1 pseudogene is annotated in these 255 nt (G+C 40.4%); it reads left to right on the plus strand.

The features are described from left to right. Positions 1–41: 41 nt before the first annotated feature. Positions 42–255: pseudogene (locus tag LDN30_RS16320) on the plus strand (hypothetical protein); the annotation flags it as partial.

Raw genomic sequence — 255 nt, forward strand, 5'->3', positions numbered from 1 at the left:
TTTGTATAGTTCTTTTAATTATATAGATACTATACATATTTATGGCTATTCCAGAAGAGATAAAGTCAGTCGCCCGCCCCAAAAGTACGATAGTCCGACAGAGAGGCAGTCGTTTTGTCGTCATAAAGAGGACGAGCAAAAGAATTAACGGGAAGCCTGTCCCCGTAGACATAGGAACGGTAGGAGAAATTGTAAACGGAAAGTTTGTCGAGGGCTCGTATATGCGCAAGAAAAATCGAGTGGATATAAAAGATT

The sequence above is a fragment of the Prevotella lacticifex genome, assembly GCF_019973375.1.
Taxonomy (GTDB): domain Bacteria; phylum Bacteroidota; class Bacteroidia; order Bacteroidales; family Bacteroidaceae; genus Prevotella; species Prevotella lacticifex.